The organism is Pararhodobacter sp. SW119, assembly GCF_017811755.1.
GTDB lineage: Bacteria > Pseudomonadota > Alphaproteobacteria > Rhodobacterales > Rhodobacteraceae > Pararhodobacter.
Genome location: NZ_JADDJF010000008.1, coordinates 1 through 16,933, shown reverse-complemented (window position 1 = coordinate 16,933; position 16,933 = coordinate 1). Strand labels below are relative to the sequence as shown.

Below are 16,933 nucleotides of genomic sequence, written 5' to 3'. Positions count from 1 at the left end.
ACCGTATCGAATAAGCCGCAGGTCGAGCAGGCGATCGGAAGGGATCGGAGCATGGCCGGTAAGCATTTCGTGCTGATGAACCACACCAACTTGCAAGGTTATCACTTCGGCTGTGCGCGGGTCATGCGGATCATCGAAGAAGGGCTGCTCAGCCGCGGTGGCGTCATCGCAGGCCGGATCGACGGACGGCTGGACTGGCGCAACGACAGCGCCGCGCTGCGTCTGCTCGCAGACTGCGACGCCATCGTCATCAATGGCGAAGGCACGCTGCACCACGGGCGCAAGCGGGCGCGCTGGTTGATGGAAGTGGCGACCCATGAAGTGACGCGTGACAAGGAACTGAGCCTGATCAACGCACTATACCAGGAGAACCCGGACAGCTGGGCGCCTATGCTGGCACGCTTCCGACATCTCTACGCGCGCGACAAGCGCAGCGCGACGGAGATGTCTCGGCAAGCCGAACGCGATGTGGAACACTTAGGCGACCTCTCGACCAGCGCCGGCGCCATTGAACCAGCCGGACTGCGACGGGGGATTATGATCGGCGATTCCGTACGGAGTTCGGCGAGCATGCGCCTGGCCAAGCTGGCTCAGACCCTGGCGCGATCCGAAACGGTGGAACTGATCCCGCTTACGACCGCCTTGCACGAGCATAACCCCTACAGGAACATTCTATCGCGGACCCTACGTCGGCATGTCGCCTTATTGCGTCACGCGGTCCTCCAGCGCGGTCTCCCGCGTCCACGCCACCTGAACTCCGAAGCGGAGTATCTGGAACGGTTGCGCCACGCCCGCCTCTCGATCACCGGGCGGTTTCACGGCATCTGCTTCAATCTGGTCACCGCCACCCCTTTCGTTGCGGTGAGTTCCAACTCATGGAAGATCGAAGCCCTCTTCGAAGACGCGCGGCTCGATCCGCGTCGGCTCATCGCACAGGAGTCGCTCACCCCCGAGCGTATCCTGAACGAAGACTGGTCCTTTTCGGACACCGAGCGCGCGAACATCTCGGCATTTATCGAACGCACCGGGAAGGGCGCGGCGCGGATGTTCGATGCCTTGACGTCCTGACGCCACCCAAAACGCAATGAACCACCCAAATCGACGCGAGCCGACGTTGCGGTCAACCGTGGCCGCGCTCATTGTTTCTCATTGACGAGGAGGGCAGGCCTCGTCGACACGATCCGCTAGCTGTAAATGACCGGATCGCTTCAAAGCCTACTATAGACCTCTTAAAGGGGTTGGATCAAAGGTTTCACTGTGGTTAAAATTCGAAAATTTCGTCAGAATAACAGCGCGTTGCGAAGGCGTGCAAATTTGCACGCCTCGGGGCGGAACTTGCTCGCGCCAGGCTTTGCCTCCACGCTTCCCGCCACCGGCAATCACGCCAGATCACTCCACTTCAACTGCGTGTTGCGTGTCACCGCGCGGGTGAGGCGGCGGCCGAGGACCTTATCGAACTCGCGCGCGGCGATCTCGCCCGAACCGGGGCGGCGGGTCCAGATGTCCGCCTCGGTGATGACATGTCCTGCGGGCAGGTCGGCGTCGGCCACCACCGATCCGCGTGCGAAGCGGTAGACGTCTTCCTCGGGCGCTGAACGGGCCTTGGGGTTGTTCGCGGCGATCCAGATCTCGCGCGACCGGTCAATCAGGAAGCGCAACTCTGCCGGGTCCATCGAGTTGATGATGTCCGGCCCCGCCCGGTAGCGCGTGTCGGTATAGTGCCGCTCCAGGATCGCGGCCCCCAGCGCGACCGAGGCCAGCGCCATCTCGGGCCCTATGGAGTGGTCCGAGAACCCCACCACGGCCCGGGGAAACGCCGCGCGCAACTCGCTCACCCCCCGCAGCGACACGATCTCGGGCGGCGAGGGATAGAGGTTCGTGCATTCCAGCAGCGCGTAATCCACCCCCGCCGCATCCAGGATCGCGACACTTTCGCCCAGCGTCTCGATGCTCTGCATGCCGGTCGACATGATCACCGGCTTGCCCTTGCGCGCGATGTGGCGGATCAGCGGCAGGTTGTCGGCCTCGCCCGATCCGATCTTGTAGGCCGGCACGTCAAGCTCTTCCAGGAAATCCGCCGCCGCCCGGCTGAACGGCGTGGAGATCCAGATCATCCCCAGTTCTTCGGTGTAGCGCTTCAGTTCTGCCTCGTCCTCGCGCGAGAGCGCGCAGCGTTCCATCACCTCCCAGATCGAGACATCGGCATTGGGCGGAAAGATCGCCTTCCCCTCTTCCGTCATCTCGTCTTCGATAATGTGGGTCTGGTGCTTGATCATCTCGCACCCGGCCAGCGCCGCCATGCGCACCATCTCCTTGGCGACCTGCAGGCTGCCGCCGTGGTTTATCCCGATCTCGGCGATCACCAGGGGTGGATGCGCGCGGCCGATCCGGCGGCCGGCTATCGAAAGGGAAGGTTCCACGCGGTCCTCGCACAGGTCGTTGGCAGGCATCGGTCGCGGTGCCGGATGAGCTGCGGCGGCCATCGGCCCCCTGCCTGATCTCACTTGCCACCGCATAGGTCAAGCGCAAGCTGGCCGGGACTCAGCGCGTCTTTGAAAGCGCGCGCCTCCGTTCTAACCTCTACGCCAGCCGCGTTGCAGGAGGACCCCGGATGCCAGACACCCCGCCCAAGGAGGCGATCTTCACCCGGCTGACCGGCGCGGAACCCGACAGCCGGGCGGAGCCGCCGAACTTCCTGCGTCACGTCGCGGCGCTGGGGCTGACCAAGACGGCGGACGGGCTGGCCGACGTGAAGCTGGTGCTCAGCTGGTTGATGACCGCGCTGGGGGCGCCGTCGGCGCTGGTCGGCCTGCTGGTGCCGGTGCGCGAAGCGGGCTCGCTCTTGCCGCAGATGCTGGTCGCGCCCCATGTCCGGCGGCTGGCCCGGCGCAAGTGGGTCTGGGCCGGGGCGGCGGCGGTGCAGGGCGTGGCGCTGCTGGCGATGGCAGCGGCGGGTGTCACGCTGTCGGGGACGCTGGCCGGGATCGCGGTGTTGCTGGCGCTGCTGATGCTGGCACTTGCGCGCGCGTTCGCCTCTGTCAGCTACAAGGACATCCTCGGCCGCACCCTCGGCAAGGGCCGGCGGGGAACGGCGACGGGGCTTGCCGGGTCGATTTCGGCGGCCGCGGTGCTGGTCTTCGCGCTCCTGCTGATGACGGGCTGGGTCGACCGCTTCGCGCTGGTCATCGGTGCGCTGGTCGTGGCGGGCGCAGCCTTTCTGGCCGCCGCCGTCGTCTTTGCCCGTTTGGAGGAGGACCGCACCGAACCCGAGGACGCCGAGTTCAGCCTGCGCGCGATGCTGGACCTCTTTGGGTACCTGCGCGAAGATCCGCAACTGTCGCGCCTGATCCTGGCACGTGGCCTTCTGACCGCCACGGCGCTGGCACCCCCCTACCTGGTGCTGCTCGCTTCGGGCGCGACGCAAGGGACCCTCGATAGCCTTGGCGCGATGCTGCTGGCTTCGGCCCTGGCGGCGCTGGTCTCGGGTTATGTCTGGGGGCGGATGTCGGATCGTTCCTCACGCCTCGTTCTGGTTTTTACCGGGATCGCCGGGGCGCTCGGCATGGTGCTGGCGGTGGGGCTGGCGACGCTCGGCCTGGAAGGGGCGCTGCCGGTCGCGCTCTTTGCCCTGATGGTCGCGCATCAGGGGGTACGGGTCGGCCGCAAGACGCATCTGGTCGACATGGCAGCGGAGGACAAGCGCGCCGCCTACACGGCGCTGTCGAACACGATCATCGGGGTGGCGTTGATGGGGGCGGGCGTCTTTGGCGCGCTCGCCTCTCTTGCCGGCGCCGGGGTGACGTTGACGGTCTTCGCTGGTATGGCCATCGCTGGGTCCTGGGTGGCCTGGGGCCTGGACGAGACCGGAGGAAAGACATGAGCGCGCCGCAGTTTCTGGACACGCCGCAGGGCCGGCGCATCGCCCATCACCGCACCGAGGGGGCGCAACCGGGCGTGGTCTTCCTGGGCGGGTTCCGGTCGGACATGACCGGAACCAAGGCGGTCTTTCTGGAAGACTGGGCGCGGGCGCGGGGGCGGGCGTTCCTGCGGCTCGACTATTCCGGGCACGGGGCCAGTTCCGGCGACTTCCTGGACGGCTGCATCGGCGACTGGGTCGAGGATGCGATCGCCGCGATCGACGCGCTGACCGAGGGGCCGCAGGTGCTGGTCGGATCTTCGATGGGCGGATGGATCGCGCTTCGGGTGGCGACCGCCCTGCCCGGCCGCGTCGCCGGACTGGTCGGGATCGCCGCCGCCCCCGATTTCACCGAAGACGGCATGTGGGCCGAATTCAGCGCGGCGCAGCGCGACGAAATCCTGAAGTCCGGTCGGATCGCGATGCCCTCGGACTACTCGGAGGAGCCCTATGTCATCACCCGCCGCCTGATCGAGGATGGACGCGACCACTTGGTGCTGCGCGCCTCGCCGTCGCTGCCCTTCCCGGTGCGGCTGTTGCAGGGCTCGGCCGATACCGATGTGCCGGTCGCGGTCGCGCTGCGGCTGTTCGAGCACGCCGAAAGCCCCGACCTGCGGCTGACCCTGGTCAAGGGCGCCGATCACCGTTTCTCGGACGAGGCCTGCCTAACACTCCTCGCCAGGACGCTCGAGGAGCTTGGCCTCTGACGTTCCCGGAAGCCAGGGTGTGCACGCGTGCACACTCTTTCAAGTAGTTGAAAACGTAGCTGAAAGAACTCGCGTTAACCGCAATGAAACTTTCGCCCGCAACCCGGTTCCGAAAGTTTCATTGCGGTTAACGAGGCCGTTTAGATTAACGAAATCAATGACTTGCGGAAGCGTCCGCGCGCGGACGCCTTGCCGCGGTCAGCCCGCGTGCAGGCTCGGCATCTCCAGCGCCGAGAACCCGTAGTTGCGCAGCCAGCGCAGGTCGGATTCGAAGAAGGCGCGCAGGTCGGGGATGCCGTATTTCAGCATCGCCATCCGGTCGATCCCCATGCCGAAGGCAAAGCCCTGCCACTGGTCGGGGTCCACGCCCGCCGAGCGCAAAACATGCGGGTGCACCATGCCCGAGCCCAGCACCTCCATCCAGCCGTCGCCCTCGCCGACCTTCAGCTGCCCGCCGATCCAGGAGCACTGGATGTCGACCTCGGCCGAGGGTTCGGTGAAGGGGAAATGCGAGGCGCGGAAGCGGGTGCGGACCTTGGTGCCGAAATAGGCCGAGAAGAACTCCTCCAGGCACCATTTCAGGTTTGCCATCGTGATGTCGCGGTCGATCGCCAACCCCTCGATCTGGTGGAACATCGGGGTGTGGGTCTGGTCCATGTCCATCCGGTAGACGCGACCCGGCGCGATCACCCGGATCGGCGCGCCCTGCGTCTGCATCGCGCGGATCTGGACCGGCGAGGTATGCGTGCGCAGCACATGCGGCGGGCGGTCGTCGCCCGGATCGCGGTGCATGAAGAAGGTGTCGTGTTCCTGCCGCGCGGGATGCTCGGGCGCGATGTTGAGCGCATCGAAGTTCATCCAGTCGGTCTCGACCTGCGGCCCCTCGGCGACGCGGAAACCCATGTCGGCGAAGATCGCGGCGCATTCCTCGGTCACCTGGCTGACCGGATGGATCGTGCCACGCGGGCGCGGGCGCGGCGGCAGCGTCACGTCGAGCCATTCGCCCTTGAGCCGTTCATCCAGAGCGGCGTCCTCCAGCGCGGCCTTCCGGGCGCGCAACGCGGCGTCGATCTCGTCCTTCAGGCGGTTCAGCGCGGGGCCCGCGGTCTTCCGTTCCTCGGGGTCCATGCGGCCGAGTTCGCGCAGCTTGAGCGCGATCTCGCCTTTCTTGCCGAGGGCGGTCAGTCGCACGGCCTCCAGCGCGTCGGGGTCGGCGGCGGCGCCCACCTCGGCCAGATACTTCGCTCTCAGTTCCGCGATACCGTCCATCGAACCACTCCCGCCTGCGCGGTGTGGCCTAGCCAGAAAGCCGCGGCATTGCAAGCCGGGCCGGTCAGTCCGCTGTGCGCAGCGTCGCGGACTGGGGAACCAGATCGCCGGCACCCCCCGCCCCCAGACCTGCGGCATTGGCTTCGTCGGTGTCGATGTGCATCTCGGTGAAGGCGCCGGGCTGGACGCGGATCAGCGTGCGGTCGAAGACCAGATCGCGCACGCCGTTCGAGATGCGAACATCGACCAGTTCCCCGTCCTCGACCCCCAGCGCCGCGGCGTCCTCGGGGTTGGCGTGGATGTGACGCGCCGCGACGATCAGCCCATCGGTGTCCAGATGCCCCGCCGGTCCGATCAGCCGCACCGTCGGTGTGCCGTCAAGCGAGCCCGAGTCGCGCACCGGCGCGTCGATCCCCAGCGCGAAACTGTCGGTGCGCGACACCTCGATCTGCGTGCGTTTGCGCAGGGGCCCCAGGATCGCGACGCGTTCCAGCCGGCCCTTTGGCCCCTCGAGCGTGACGCGTTCTTCGGCGGCCCAGTTGCCCGGCTGGCGCAGGGGCTTGCCTTCGGTCAGCCGGTAACCCTTGCCGAACAGCGCCTCCACCGCCTTGGCTGACAGATGGACGTGGCGGCCGGAAACGGCGACGGGGATCGGGCGGGCCTCGGGCTTGGGCCGGGCGAGATGCGCCGCGACCTCGCGCGCGATCTGCAACTGCTCGGCGGTTTCGGTGACGATGACGGCAACCCGCGCGCCGTAGGACTGGATCTGCGGTGCTGCGCGGTCAGACAGGTCCGGTGCGGCGTTTCGGTCGTGGTCCAGGCGCAGGCCCATGAATTCCAACCCATCGCAGATGCGCCGGCGCATGGAGGGCGAGTTCTCTCCGATACCGCCGGTAAAGACGACGGCATCCACCCCGCCCATCGCCGCCGCGTAGGCGCCGATATACTTGCGCGCGCGGTAGGCATAGAGGTTGATGGCTTGTTGCGCGGCCGCATCGCCCGCCGCGGCGCGATCCTCGACATCGCGCATGTCGGAAGATCCGGTCAGGCCCTTCAAGCCGCTGTCGCTGTAAAGCGCGGCCTCGATATCCGCCATGCTCAGCCCCAGCTGGCGCGACAGGAATCCGTAGGCCCCCGGATCCAGATCGCCCGACCGCGTGCCCATGACCAGCCCTTCCAGCGGCGTGAGGCCCATCGAACTGTCCAGGCTGCGGCCCAGGTTCACCGCGCAGACACTGGCGCCGTTGCCCAGGTGAACAGAGATGATGCGCAACGCGGTGATGGGCTGACCCAGTTCCTCGGCCGCGCGATGGGCGACGTACTTGTGCGAGGTACCGTGAAAGCCGTAGCGGCGCAGCCCGGCCTGCCGCCAGACCTCGGGCACCGCATAGGTCGTGGCGCGGGCGGGGTTGGTCAGATGAAAGGACGTGTCGAAAACCCCGACCTGCGGCAGGTCGGGCCAGGTTTCGATGGCAACCCGCACCGCTTCGAGGTTGGCCGGGTTGTGCAGCGGCGCAAGCGGGGTCAGCGCCTCGATCCGGGGCAGGCTGTCGCCGTCAAGGCGCGTCGGCGCGGCGAAATCGGGGCCGCCATGCGCGATCCGGTGGCCCACGGCGGCGATGTCGTTCAGCCCGTGCGCGGTCAGGACACCGGGCACCGCCGCGATCGCGGCGGTCAGATCGCCGTGGGGCGCCGTGCCCTCCTCGGTATCCGTGCCCTGGGTAAAACGAAAGGCGCAACCGCCATCGCGGAACCGCTCGAAGCTGCCCTTGAACAGGTGCTGAGTGTCCGCGCCGGTCTCGAAAACACCAAACTTCAGGCTCGAGCTGCCGGCGTTGAAGACGAGAATGCGCATCCGGTGGACCCCTTGCTGTGCCTGTGTCACGGCGCGCAGGATAAGCCTGTGCGCCTGGCAGCGAAACCCCGTTCGCCGCAGTGCGGCGTAGCGTCAGAGATGCTACACGCGCGCGGGCTCCAGCGGCCAGGGAACCGCCAGCGCGGTGCGGCCCGTGAGCACGGCCAGGCCCCGGCCGATCAACGACGCCAGCGCCGGATCGGTCGCATCAAGGCCGCCGGTGAAGCAGCCGAAGGCCGGCAGGATCAGGTGTTCGGCCCCGATGAGAAAGGCCGGTCGCCGGTTGCCGACGAAACGGACCGCCGGGTGAAAATGCGCAGAGATGTCCGGACCACGCCCCGCGACATGGCGCAGGGCAAGGCCCTGAACCTCGGTCTCGTTGACCGCGCGGCCGGGCAGCCCCGATCCGACCCAATCGGCGGCGAAATCATGGTTCCCCGCAACCCAGAGCCAGTCGCGGGTATCGGCCAGGCGGGTCAGGGTGTCGCGCGTGCGGGCGGGCAACTCGCTGAGCGACTGACCGTCATCGAAGGCATCGCCCAGCACGATGACCCGGCGCGCCTGGGTCGCCGTCAGCACCGCGGCGAGCCGGTCCAGCGTTTCCTCCTCGGCATAGGGGGGCAGAAGCGCGCCGCCGCGTCGCGCCTGGCGCGTGCCCTTGCCAAGGTGCAGATCGGCCACGACCAGCGTGGCCTGAGACGGCCAGAAGAGCGCCCGGTCCGCCCGTGCGACCAGATCCGCGCCATGAAACTGAAAGGCATGATGCTTCATGGCCGCGTGCATATCGATCCGCACGCCCGACGCAAGGGTCCCGACGCAACCGCGGGCGGGAAGAAGCCGGTCCGGCATCCGGCCTCGATGCGAGACGTCATGAATCCAAAGGCCCCGCCACGACTTGCGGCGGGGCCCATGCGGAAAGTCGCGCGCCGTTCAGAGAAGTACCAGCAACGCGCTGATGATCGCGCCGGTAATGACCAGATGGATCAGGCAGAAACCCATGATGTCCTTGGCTTTCAACCCGGCGATCCCCAGCATCGGCAAGGCCCAGAAGGGTTGCAGCAGGTTCGTCCAGGCATCCCCCCAGGCGACCGCCATCGCGACGCGCGCGACATCCGCTCCCAGCGCCTCGGCCGCGGGCAGCATCACCGGCGCCTGCACCGCCCACTGGCCACCGCCCGAGGGAACGAACAGGTTCACGATGCCGGCACTGATGAAGGTCCAGAACGGCAAGGTGGCTGCAGTCGAGATTGAAACGAACCATTCCGACATGCTTTGAGCGAGGCCGGACTGGGTCATGATCGCCATGATGCCGGCGTAAAACGGAAACTGGATGACGATACCGGCGCCGCCCTTCACCGCCTCCTGCAAGGCGTTCAGCAGGTTGCGCGCCGTGCCGTGCAGGACGATCCCCAGCATCAGGAACAGGAAATTGACGACATTCAGGTTCAGCCCGCTGCCGCGGACGAAGAAGTAGTGCACCAAAAAAATCAGTCCCGGAATGCCGACCAGCCACATCAGGATGCGGCTGTTTTCCAGATGCTCGGCCGGGCGCGAGGGCACGAACCGGGCGGGTGCGTCATCGCCCAGGTGTTCCTTGGTGACATAGACGCTTTCGTCGTCGCGCGGGATCATCATCCAGTTCACGGCCGGGATGACGACGAACAGGATCGCCAGGATGATCAGGTTGAAGCTGGAAAAGATGGTCTGTCCGGTGCCGATCACGCCGATCTGGGCTTCGGTGAAATGGCCCGGCGTGGCGATGGTCAGCGGGATCGATCCGGCCAGCCCGCCGTGCCAGACGACAAAGCCCGAATAAGCGGCCGCGATGAGCAGCCGGTAGTCGACGCGAACCACGCGCGCCAGTTCCTTGGCGAACAGCGCGCCGACGACAAGGCCGAACCCCCAGTTGACCCAGGATGCTACCAGAGAGACCATCGTCACCATGACGATCGCCGCGCCCGGCGAGCTGGCGAGCCCGGCCAGATAGGCGAGGAACTTCTTCACCGGTGGCGACGAGGCCAGGATGTAGCCGGTCACCAGGATCAGCAGCATCTGCATCGAGAAGGTCAGAAGCCCCCAGAAGCCATCGCCCCACATCTGGACAACGGCAACCGGGCCGGCGCCTTCGAAAAGCATGGCGGCGGCGGCGGCGACGATCGTCAGGATCAGCACGAAGATGAACGGATCGGGCAGATAGCGATCCATCACCACCACTGCCGGACGGGAAAGTGCGCGTAACATCGGGTCCCTCATTTTGTTATGGCTTGGCGTTGGTCCACCATATGGGCGTCGTCCTGCCGGCATTTGTCAAGTCCTGCGCCGGAAGGCGCGTTCATCAGGCTTCTGCGCAGCGCCCTGGACCTTGCGATGTGCCCCTTCCGGGCGCGGGTGCCGGGGCATGGCTTGATCGCCGACGGAGCCGGTTTTCGACGCGCATCCATCGCCGCAGGCGGGGCGGCGGAGAGGGGTGAACGAAAACTTAACCCGTCGTTCGCCGGGGTGTCGCTGAAACCTGAGAAACGGGGTCTATACGACTGATTTCACGTCAAAATCGGCTGCCAGAATCTGTATGGCAAGCGTATGGCAAGTGTATGGCAAGCGTATGGCAGTTTGCCACCAAAACGCCCGTTCAGGGCCCCTGGGGCGGCTCCGCGCGCGATGCGGCAGGCGGGGCGCGAGGCGGAGGTCACAACCGCGCGCCCCTCAGCCCGGGGTGTCGAGCCCGGCTTCGGCCAGAAGGCGCGTGGCCTCTTCCGCCATCAGCCGGTCCCGCCCGGCGCCGGCGATGGGGATGCGGCCGACCTCCAGCATCAGGGGGGCGGCCAGCGGCGTGACATGCGGGGCGCGGACATGGCGGATGCGGCGGGCATCTTGCAGCATCGCCTCGATACGACCGAAGTCGACAAGGCCGCGCGCGGCCTCGGACCGGGTGATGCGCAGGAGCAGGTGATCGGGGTCGAAGCGGCGCAACGTGTCGTAGAGGATGTCGGAGGAGAAGGTCGCCTGCTTGCCGGACCGGCGCGCCCCCGGCAGGTTGGGGCGGATCAACCCGGCGATCGTCGCCACCCCGCGGAAGCTGCGCTTCATCACGGCGTTGTCGGCCAGCCAGTCGTCCAGCCCTTCGCGCAGTTCGGCCGGCTCCAACAGGGCAGCGGGGTCCCGTACTTCCTCCAGCGACCAGATCAGAAGCGCGTAGTCGGTCGCGACGAAGCCGAGCGGCCCCAGATCGGCGCTTTCCATCCGCCGTGTGAGCAGCAGGCCCAGGGTCTGCAGCGCGTTGCGCCCGGCAAATCCATAGAGCACCAGATGGGCGCGGCCGGCGCGCCAGAAGGTCTCGACCAGCAGTTCACCGAGGCGGGGGAGCGCCGAGATCCCGGCCTGCAGATCGAGCCAGTCGCGGATGTGGGCGGGCAGCGCGTCCCATCGGGCCGGATCACCCAGGATCGCGAGGACGCGTTCGGCGAGTTGCGTGCTCATCGCCAGCTTCAACCCCGAGAAGACCGCGATCTTCGGCTCGCGCGCCGGCTGCGGGGTCACCTGGATGATGGTCTCGCGCAGGCGGTCGTAGCGGACGGTCTGCCCGCCGATCAGGAAGGTATCGCCCGGCGAAAGCTGGGTGGCGAAGGATTCCTCGATCTCGCCCAGATGGCGGGAATGGGCGCGCACCTTCAGCATGGCGGGTTCGACGATGGTGCCAACATTCAGCCGCAGGTCGCGCGCCCGCCGAGGGTCGCGCAGATGCCAGAGCCCGTCGCGAAGGATCAGTTGCTGCCAGCGGTCGTAGGCCCTGAGCGCATAGCCGCCGGTCGCGCAGAAATCGAGGCAGGCGTCGAAATCGGCGCGTGCGAGATCGGCGTAGGGGCCGGCCTGGCGCACCTCGGCATAGAGCGCATCGGCATCGACGGGGCCGGCGCAGGCCATGAGCAGGATATGCTGGCAGAGCACGTCGAGGGGCGCGTCGGGGCGGCGTTCACCGTCCAGATCGCGGGCCGCAACGGCCTCGAGCGCGGCGGCGCATTCGATCACCTCGAACCGGTTGGCGGGCACGATGCGCGCGCGCGACGGCGCGTTGTAGCGGTGGTTCGCCCGCCCGATCCGCTGGACCAGGCGCTTTACGTTCTTCGGCGCGCCGACCTGGATCACCAGGTCCACGGCGCCCCAATCGATGCCCAGATCGAGGCTGCCGGTCGCCACGACCGCGCGCAACTCGCCCGCCGCCATCGCCGCCTCGACCCGCGCGCGCGCCTCGCGCGAGAGCGATCCGTGGTGCAGCCCGATCGGCAGGTTCGCGTCGTTCTCGGCCCAGAGCGCCTGAAAGAACAGCTCGGCCTGGGCGCGCGTGTTGATGAAGATCAGCGTCGTGGTGGCTTGTGCCACCGCGGCCAACACGTCGCGCACGGCGAACCGGCCGCCAGCGCCCGCCCAGGGCGGCGGCGCGGCGGTTGGCAGCATGGCGATGTCGGGGTCGGGGCCGGGATCGGCCATCAGGACCGGGACAGGCGCGCCCCCCACCCCCATGAAGCGCGCGAGCGCCGCCGCGTTATCGACTGTTGCCGACAGGCCGGTGGTGACCACGCCCGGCGCGAGCGCGCGCAGCCGCGCAAGGCACAGCATCAGCTGGTCGCCGCGTTTCGATTCCGCCAGCGCGTGGATTTCATCGAGGACCACGCGCCTGAGGCCGGAAAACATCTTCGGGGCTTCGGGATAGCTGAGCATCAGCGCCAGCGACTCGGGCGTGGTCAGAAGGATATGCGGCGGGTCGACGCGTTGCCTCGCCTTGCGCGCGCTGGACGTATCGCCCGTTCGATCCTCGACGCGGATGGGCAGGCCAAGCTCGGCGACCGGCGTGGCCAGGTTGCGCCCGATGTCGGCGGCCAGCGCCTTGAGCGGCGAGACATAAAGCGTATGCAGCCCAACCGGCCCGTCCCTGAGGGCGATCAGCGAAGGCAGGAACCCCGCCAGGGTCTTGCCGCCGCCGGTCGGCGCGATCAGAAGCCGGTCGCCATCGGACTTCAGCAACTCAAGCTGGTGGTGATGCGGCGTCCAGCCGCGTCGGGCAAACCAGGCGGCGATATCGGGCGGCAGGGGATCGGTCGGAGCGTCGCGCATCAAGTGCGAAACATAGCGCGAGGTGCTACGCCGGCCAGAGGACTGGGCGCGTCAGCGGTCGCTGTCACGCGAGCGCAGACGCGGCTCCGCCCGGCGGGCCGCGGCGGCGCGCGACAGGACATCGGGTCGGAAAAGCGGCTCCCGCCGATTGCCGGCGGCGGGTTGCGCGGCCTCGACATCCGACTCGGCGTCCTCTTCCTCGGTCCAGTCGATCGCACGGCGGAAGATCAGCACGGTCTCGGTCGTGCGACGGGTGCCGCCCATGATGCCCTTGCGTTCCTCGCATGGCAGCGACTCAGCGCGCACGTATTCCCAGCCGTCCTCGGCCTCGGCGTTGATCGCCTGGGTGAGGCTGTGCGCGAAGCGTTCGGTCACGGACTTCAGGCCACGCACCTTCTCGGCGCGCGCGGGGGCGGGAATGACCTTGTATTCGAACATGGCTCGGGTACCTCTCACAGGGCTGAGGTCTATTGCGTCAAAGCGGCGCGGGATGCAAGCCGCCCGGCCGCGGCGATCAGCCCTGGCAGACCGGCAGCGCGCGCGTGTAGGCCGCGATTTCGGCCCGTTTCGCAGGATCGCGCAGCGGCGGCCAGTCCTGGGCGACACCGCGGGCGCCCGTGGCGATCACGCCGGCGCGCGACACCGCCGGCGCGGCGATGCGGGTGGCACAGGTCAGGTTGTTGACGCCGTTGTAAAGCCCGCCGGGCTCGGCCATGTCGCAGCGATGATGGCGCGCCGTCGCAGGAGCGATCTGCAGCAAGCCCTGGTAGCGGCCGCCAGCCCCGGCAGCCTCGGGGCGCCAGCCGGATTCGTAGCGCGCAAGCCCGGAAAAGAACGCAACCCAGAAGGCGGCGCGCCCTTCCTCGTCGGCTTCCGCGAAGGCGGGGCAGAACTCCGCCGCATCGCGCGGCTCGACCTCGATCAACGCGCGCGCCTGGGTCTGCAGGGCCTGCATCATCGCGGCGTTCCACGTCTCCGACTCGGCGCGGTGGTCCCAGCGGGCGACGACCTCGGCGGATTGGGACTTCATCGCCGGCTGGCAGGCGGCAAGGGCGAAGGCGGCGAGGATCAGCAGGCGACGCATGAGTGATTCCGATGTTGTTTCGCGTTGCCACCACTTGCGCTCTGGCCGGGCTGTGGACAAGATGCTGCGGTGCGGCATCAGCGGCCGCACGCGGAAACCCGCCGAAACCCGCTTCACATGACCCGGTCACCGCCTTAGAAGCAGGCGCGAACACAAGGAGCCCTGCCCATGCTCGATCTTGCGCATCACGCCCCGAAACCGAAGGTGATCTCCGGCGCGACCGGCGACTGGGAACTGGTCATCGGGATGGAGATCCACGCCCAGGTCGCCTCGAAGGCCAAGCTCTTTTCCGGCGCCTCGACAGAATTCGGGGCCGAACCCAATTCGAACGTCAGCTTCGTGGACGCGGCGATGCCGGGGATGCTGCCCGTGGTCAACGAATTCTGCATCGAGCAGGCGGTGCGCACCGGGCTGGGGCTGAAGGCGGCGATCAACCTGCGGTCGGCCTTCGACCGCAAGAACTATTTCTATCCCGACCTGCCACAGGGCTACCAGATCAGCCAGCTTTACCACCCGCTGGTGGGCGAGGGCGAGGTGCTGGTCGAAATGGGGCCGGGGATCGGCCGCCGCGTGCGGATCGAGCGTATCCATGTCGAGCAGGACGCGGGGAAAAGCATCCACGACATGGACCCCAACATGTCGTTCGTGGACCTCAACCGGACCGGCGTCGCGCTGATGGAGATCGTCAGTCGGCCCGACATTCGCGGCCCTGAGGAAGCCGCCGCCTATGTGCTGAAGTTGCGCCAGATCCTGCGCTATCTGGGCACCTGCGACGGGAACATGCAGAACGGCAACCTGCGCGCGGACGTGAACGTGAGTGTCTGCCGCCCCGGACAATACGAGAAGTACGAGGAAACGCAGGACTTCAGCCATCTGGGCACCCGCTGCGAGATCAAGAACATGAACTCGATGCGGTTCATCCAGCAGGCCATCGAATTCGAGGCCCGGCGCCAGATCGCGATCCTGGAGGATGGCGGCAAGGTCGATCAGGAAACCCGCCTCTACGACCCCGACCGCGGCGAGACGCGCTCGATGCGGTCGAAGGAGGAAGCGCACGACTACCGCTACTTCCCCTGCCCCGACCTGCTGCCGCTGGAGATCGAGCAGGCCTGGGTCGACGGGATCGCCGCCGCGATGCCGGAGCTGCCGGACGCGAAGAAGGCGCGGTTCATGGCGGACTACGGGCTGACCGACTACGACGCGAGCGTGCTGACGGCCGAGCTGGAACACGCCCGTTTCTTCGAGGCAGTGGCGCAGGGACGCGACGGCAAGGCGGCGGCGAACTGGGTGATCAACGAGCTTTTTGGGCGGCTGAACAAGCAGGGGCTGGCTATTGCGGACAGCCCCGTCTCGGCCACGCAGCTTGGCGGCCTGCTGGACCTGATCGCGGCGGGCACGATTTCGGGCAAGATCGGCAAGGACCTGTTCGAGATCTTGTGGACCGAGGGCGGCGATCCCGCGCAGATCGTCGAGGCGCGCGGGATGAAGCAGGTCACCGACACCGGCGCGATCGAGAAGGCGGTGGACGAGATCATCGCCGCCAACCCGGCGCAGGTCGAGAAAGCCAAGGCCAACCCCAAGCTTGCCGGCTGGTTCGTCGGTCAGGTGATGAAGGCGACCGGCGGCAAGGCGAACCCCAAGGCCGTCAACGACCTCGTCACGGCACGCCTCGGCCTTTGATACCGGCAGCGGTGGCCGCTGACCTGTTCCAGGACCCGCGAGGGGATGGGGAGGTCAGGGGTGCACAAATTTGTGCGCTTCACCAAGACATTGACCTAAAACGTAAATTCGCGCGCGTTAACCGCAACGAAACTTCTGGCGACGGTCGGATTCGCGCCGATACCGTGTGCTGCCGGTTTCCGCTGATAAGCAGGTTTCTTGGCGATTCCGCGATGGCGTGAACACGACGCGGATCGCGAACCTCGGGCAATAAACGGCGCGTGACCCCACCGGCGTCAGCCCAGCCAATACGAAAACGGCGACCCGAGGGCCGCCGTTTCAACTGGTGCAGTAGTGTAAGGTGATTAGGCCGCCGCTTTCTGCTTGCGACGCCGCAGCGCGGCCATGCCGCCGAACACACCCATGCCGCCAAGCAGCAGGAACGCCGGTGCCGGAAGCGGAATTATTGACACGCGGATAAGCATGTCATCATGATTGTCGTCGTCTCGTTCTCCTGAGGGACGGGTTCCGCCGCTGTCATCAAACCAGAGATAGGCGGTGCGCAGACCGTCAAGAGTGATGGCGAAGTTAGTTATATTTGCAGCGCTGTTGTTGGAAGGAGCGTTGTTGACTTGCGCAGGCGAAGCGCCTGCCAAATCTGTCTTGAAATAGAAGTCCAAAGGCCCACCGGCTACCGAGATCCACGGAGTCGCCAGAACCGGATCGCAAAGGACGCCAGGAGAGGGCGTGACCGCAGTGCCGCTACAGGGCGTGCTCCACAAGTCAGCGCCACCAAAGCCGAAAACGTTCTCGGCGCCAGCTTCGAACCCGAGGAACTCGAACCGAACGCGTGTGTTCGCAGAGACCCCGAGTTGGCCAATTACACCGTTAAGCACAGTATTCTCACCGAAAACCGGTTCGACCAGATTGTTCCCGACCGCGGCGCTTATCACGGTTGTATCGGTACCAACCACCGTGAAAGTTGCCGCCGAGGCAATCCCCGCGCCGAGCGCCAGCGCGGCGGCGCTGGTTGCCAGTGTTCTAAGCATACTCATCTCAATTCCTCCATCGATATGAACCGAGGGGCACCGCACAGTGGTCACCCGTCTGATTGAGAAGTTAACACGAGCTTAACCGACCCGCCAAACGATTTCGGCCCAAGACCCGTCTGGAAGCCCGTTTTTCATGCATGGGTTGTGGGGCCGGGCGCGGTGTTCTGCCTCAGGCGGTAGTATGCCCACGAAACCGGCAGGACCCGATCTAGAGCCAGGCCGCCAGTACGGCCCGACGATTCGTCGGCATGTGACTTCAGGGCGATCATGCCGCTGATTTCA

13 protein-coding genes are annotated in these 16,933 nt (G+C 66.8%); 4 read left to right on the top strand and 9 right to left on the bottom strand.

The window, feature by feature from the left end; all coding sequences use genetic code 11:
* Positions 1 to 51 precede the first annotated feature (51 nt).
* Positions 52 to 1,068: a polysaccharide pyruvyl transferase family protein gene (locus tag IM708_RS07035; protein WP_209425636.1), complete on the top strand. Its 1,017-nt coding sequence runs from the start codon at positions 52 to 54 to the stop codon at positions 1,066 to 1,068.
* Between the two features lie 311 nt (positions 1,069 to 1,379).
* On the opposite strand, the gene IM708_RS07030 is transcribed toward IM708_RS07035, so the two are convergent.
* Entirely contained in the window at positions 1,380 to 2,420 is a 1,041-nt protein-coding gene (locus tag IM708_RS07030) for an N-acetylneuraminate synthase family protein (protein WP_348524950.1), read from the bottom strand.
* A 191-nt stretch (positions 2,421 to 2,611) separates the two neighbouring features.
* On the opposite strand from IM708_RS07030, the gene IM708_RS07025 reads away from it, so the two are divergent.
* Together IM708_RS07025 and IM708_RS07020 are read left to right on the top strand one after the other, a co-directional pair.
* Complete coding sequence (locus tag IM708_RS07025) at positions 2,612 to 3,880, top strand: MFS transporter (RefSeq protein ID WP_209425634.1); 1,269 nt, start codon at positions 2,612 to 2,614, stop codon at positions 3,878 to 3,880.
* Positions 3,877 to 4,623 carry an alpha/beta hydrolase gene (locus IM708_RS07020; RefSeq protein ID WP_209425633.1) on the top strand — a complete coding sequence of 249 codons (747 nt, stop codon included), beginning with the start codon at positions 3,877 to 3,879 and terminating at the stop codon, positions 4,621 to 4,623. The genes IM708_RS07025 and IM708_RS07020 overlap by 4 nt, the downstream gene beginning before the upstream one ends.
* A 198-nt stretch (positions 4,624 to 4,821) precedes the next feature.
* Here IM708_RS07020 and pheS read toward each other — a convergent pair whose 3' ends face one another.
* From pheS to IM708_RS06985, 7 genes are all read right to left on the bottom strand, one after another.
* Positions 4,822 to 5,892, bottom strand: a complete 1,071-nt coding sequence (pheS, locus tag IM708_RS07015; RefSeq protein ID WP_209425632.1) for a phenylalanine--tRNA ligase subunit alpha — start codon at positions 5,890 to 5,892, stop codon at positions 4,822 to 4,824.
* 64 nt (positions 5,893 to 5,956) lie between these two features.
* Complete coding sequence (locus tag IM708_RS07010; protein ID WP_209425631.1) at positions 5,957 to 7,747, bottom strand: acetate/propionate family kinase; 1,791 nt, start codon at positions 7,745 to 7,747, stop codon at positions 5,957 to 5,959.
* A gap of 102 nt (positions 7,748 to 7,849) precedes the next feature.
* Entirely contained in the window at positions 7,850 to 8,518 is a 669-nt protein-coding gene (pdeM, locus tag IM708_RS07005; RefSeq protein WP_209425630.1) for a ligase-associated DNA damage response endonuclease PdeM, read from the bottom strand.
* A 159-nt stretch (positions 8,519 to 8,677) separates the two neighbouring features.
* Positions 8,678 to 9,988, bottom strand: coding sequence for a short-chain fatty acid transporter (locus IM708_RS07000; protein ID WP_209425629.1), 1,311 nt, complete (start codon positions 9,986 to 9,988; stop codon positions 8,678 to 8,680).
* A gap of 462 nt (positions 9,989 to 10,450) precedes the next feature.
* Positions 10,451 to 12,856 carry a ligase-associated DNA damage response DEXH box helicase gene (locus IM708_RS06995; protein ID WP_209425628.1) on the bottom strand — a complete coding sequence of 802 codons (2,406 nt, stop codon included), beginning with the start codon at positions 12,854 to 12,856 and terminating at the stop codon, positions 10,451 to 10,453.
* A gap of 51 nt (positions 12,857 to 12,907) precedes the next feature.
* On the bottom strand, positions 12,908 to 13,294 hold the full coding sequence (locus tag IM708_RS06990; RefSeq protein WP_209425627.1) for a DUF4177 domain-containing protein: 387 nt from the start codon (positions 13,292 to 13,294) through the stop codon (positions 12,908 to 12,910).
* A gap of 76 nt (positions 13,295 to 13,370) precedes the next feature.
* Positions 13,371 to 13,940 carry a transglycosylase SLT domain-containing protein gene (locus IM708_RS06985; RefSeq protein WP_209425626.1) on the bottom strand — a complete coding sequence of 190 codons (570 nt, stop codon included), beginning with the start codon at positions 13,938 to 13,940 and terminating at the stop codon, positions 13,371 to 13,373.
* Between the two features lie 168 nt (positions 13,941 to 14,108).
* On the opposite strand from IM708_RS06985, the gene gatB reads away from it, so the two are divergent.
* Positions 14,109 to 15,620, top strand: coding sequence for an Asp-tRNA(Asn)/Glu-tRNA(Gln) amidotransferase subunit GatB (gene gatB / locus IM708_RS06980; RefSeq protein ID WP_209425625.1), 1,512 nt, complete (start codon positions 14,109 to 14,111; stop codon positions 15,618 to 15,620).
* Between the two features lie 344 nt (positions 15,621 to 15,964).
* Here the strand turns inward: gatB and IM708_RS06975 are convergent, their stop codons facing one another.
* Positions 15,965 to 16,654, bottom strand: coding sequence for a VPLPA-CTERM sorting domain-containing protein (locus IM708_RS06975; protein WP_209425624.1), 690 nt, complete (start codon positions 16,652 to 16,654; stop codon positions 15,965 to 15,967).
* Positions 16,655 to 16,933: the final 279 nt, after the last annotated feature.

Excerpts from the sequence above, each read along its gene's own strand:
- IM708_RS07035 (WP_209425636.1), top strand. The coding sequence starts at position 52 with ATGGCCGGTAAGCATTTCGTGCTGATGAACCACACCAACTTGCAAGGT.
- IM708_RS07025 (WP_209425634.1), top strand. The coding sequence starts at position 2,612 with ATGCCAGACACCCCGCCCAAGGAGGCGATCTTCACCCGGCTGACCGGC.
- IM708_RS07020 (WP_209425633.1), top strand. The coding sequence starts at position 3,877 with ATGAGCGCGCCGCAGTTTCTGGACACGCCGCAGGGCCGGCGCATCGCC.
- pheS (WP_209425632.1), bottom strand. The coding sequence starts at position 5,892 with ATGGACGGTATCGCGGAACTGAGAGCGAAGTATCTGGCCGAGGTGGGC.
- IM708_RS07010 (WP_209425631.1), bottom strand. The coding sequence starts at position 7,747 with ATGCGCATTCTCGTCTTCAACGCCGGCAGCTCGAGCCTGAAGTTTGGT.
- pdeM (WP_209425630.1), bottom strand. The coding sequence starts at position 8,518 with ATGAAGCATCATGCCTTTCAGTTTCATGGCGCGGATCTGGTCGCACGG.
- IM708_RS07000 (WP_209425629.1), bottom strand. The coding sequence starts at position 9,988 with ATGTTACGCGCACTTTCCCGTCCGGCAGTGGTGGTGATGGATCGCTAT.
- IM708_RS06995 (WP_209425628.1), bottom strand. The coding sequence starts at position 12,856 with ATGCGCGACGCTCCGACCGATCCCCTGCCGCCCGATATCGCCGCCTGG.
- IM708_RS06990 (WP_209425627.1), bottom strand. The coding sequence starts at position 13,294 with ATGTTCGAATACAAGGTCATTCCCGCCCCCGCGCGCGCCGAGAAGGTG.
- IM708_RS06985 (WP_209425626.1), bottom strand. The coding sequence starts at position 13,940 with ATGCGTCGCCTGCTGATCCTCGCCGCCTTCGCCCTTGCCGCCTGCCAG.
- gatB (WP_209425625.1), top strand. The coding sequence starts at position 14,109 with ATGCTCGATCTTGCGCATCACGCCCCGAAACCGAAGGTGATCTCCGGC.
- IM708_RS06975 (WP_209425624.1), bottom strand. The coding sequence starts at position 16,654 with ATGAGTATGCTTAGAACACTGGCAACCAGCGCCGCCGCGCTGGCGCTC.